We start from the raw sequence: 1,450 nt of genomic DNA on the forward strand, positions 1-1,450 counted from the left end.
ATGGTGACCCGATCGCCTTTCTTGACGCCGTGTTTCTTCAGCACATTGGCGAGACGGCAAACTTGCTCGTAAAGCTCGTTGTAGGTGATCTTCTTGTCGAGATAGGGATTGTCGCCTTCCCAGATGAGCGCGACCTGGTCGCCGCGCTTTTTAAGGTGTCGGTCGACGCAGTTGTAGGAAACGTTGGTAACGCCGTCCTCGAACCATTTGATCGAGACCTTGCCCTCGAAAGACGCATTCTTGACCTTGGTAAAGGGCTTGAACCAGTCGATACGCTTGCCGTGCTTGGCCCAGAACTTTTCGGGGTCCTTGATGCTCTGCTTATACCAGCTGAGATAGGTATCATTGTCGATGAGCGCGTTTTTCTTCGCGCTTGCCAGCACCGGATAAACCTTCTCGGACATCAATTTCCTCCAGAATCTGAAATTTCGGGCCTCCACCCGAACGCCTTCCCGGGTGGGAGGCGAATAGGTTCATTATCACCAAGCAAATCAATGCGTAAATATCCCAATTGCCGGTGGTGCCATGGCGTTCGGTCGCAATCTGCGGCCTTCGATACCGGATTTGGTCGCGTTTTGTCGTGAAATCGGTCCATTTTGACCACATTTCGGCTTATACGGTCGCTGCCTTGACTTGGGAGGACAATCTAAGGGCGCCGAAGAAACGTTGAATCTGGCGCCGCACCAAGGATCAAGGAATGCGAATATCTGTCTTGCGCAGCGTTGTGTCACGCGCAAAACTCACCTGGTTTACTCTTGCCGCCCTGAGTCTGGCCCTTCCGGCCGGTGCAGGCACGCTACCCGAGCCGTCCAACCCGCAGCATCGTATCGGCGCGCACCTTTTCGGCGAGGATCATGCGCATCTGCTCAAGGATTCCGTGTTCGATAAATCAGCCCACTGGTGCTCGCGGCCATGCCACGCGGCAAGGCCTATATCGATTACAAGGCGCCGTCGAAATGCGTTCCCGAAAGGTTGAAGAATGTGCTGAGCCGTGTCTCCGCCAAGTATGGTGCGATCACAGTCAACTCGACTGTAAGGACGCGCTCGCGCAATAGCCGCGTCGGTGGAAAGGATCAGTCCTACCATCTGAGCTGTCAGGCTGTGGATTTCCGTGTCCACGGCGGTTCGTCCGGGCTAATGAACCATCTGTCTTCGAGTGGCGACGTCGGTGGTCTGAAACGTTATCCGGCCGGCTACTACCACATCGATACCGGACCGCGTCGTAGCTGGTAACTATCGGCTGCCGAAAATCGCTGAGCCGATCCTGACGGACGTTGCACCGAAGCCCACGGCAATTTCGTAGTCTCCAGACATCCCCATGGAAAGTTTCTCGACCCCCGCCTGTCGAGCGAGTTTTTCGAGCAGGGCAAAATGTGGCCCGGGATTTTCATCGGCCGGCGGAATGCACATCAGGCCTGCGATCTTGAGTCCATGCACGTCACGGCAGCGG

At 55.7% G+C, this 1,450-nt stretch carries 2 protein-coding genes and 1 pseudogene; 1 reads left to right on the forward strand and 2 read right to left on the reverse strand.

The genetic code is table 11. The features are described from left to right. The coding region (locus tag AAAB35_RS14445; RefSeq protein ID WP_340668979.1) for an acetyl-coenzyme A synthetase N-terminal domain-containing protein at positions 1-404 on the reverse strand (404 nt) is incomplete at its 3' end. A gap of 508 nt (positions 405-912) precedes the next feature. Here AAAB35_RS14445 and AAAB35_RS14450 point away from each other — a divergent pair. Further along, positions 913-1,233 carry a D-Ala-D-Ala carboxypeptidase family metallohydrolase gene (locus AAAB35_RS14450; RefSeq protein ID WP_340668980.1) on the forward strand — a complete coding sequence of 107 codons (321 nt, stop codon included), beginning with the start codon at positions 913-915 and terminating at the stop codon, positions 1,231-1,233. On the opposite strand, the pseudogene AAAB35_RS14455 reads toward AAAB35_RS14450, so the two are convergent. Continuing rightward, a pseudogene (locus AAAB35_RS14455) lies at positions 1,234-1,450 on the reverse strand (YggS family pyridoxal phosphate-dependent enzyme); the annotation flags it as partial. It abuts the gene before it with no gap.

This window comes from Phyllobacterium sp., assembly GCF_037994425.1.
Lineage (GTDB): Bacteria > Pseudomonadota > Alphaproteobacteria > Rhizobiales > Rhizobiaceae > Phyllobacterium.

What these genes read in the sequence shown, in the direction of transcription:
- AAAB35_RS14450 (WP_340668980.1), top strand. Translation starts at nt 913, where the DNA reads ATGCCACGCGGCAAGGCCTATATCGATTACAAGGCGCCGTCGAAATGC.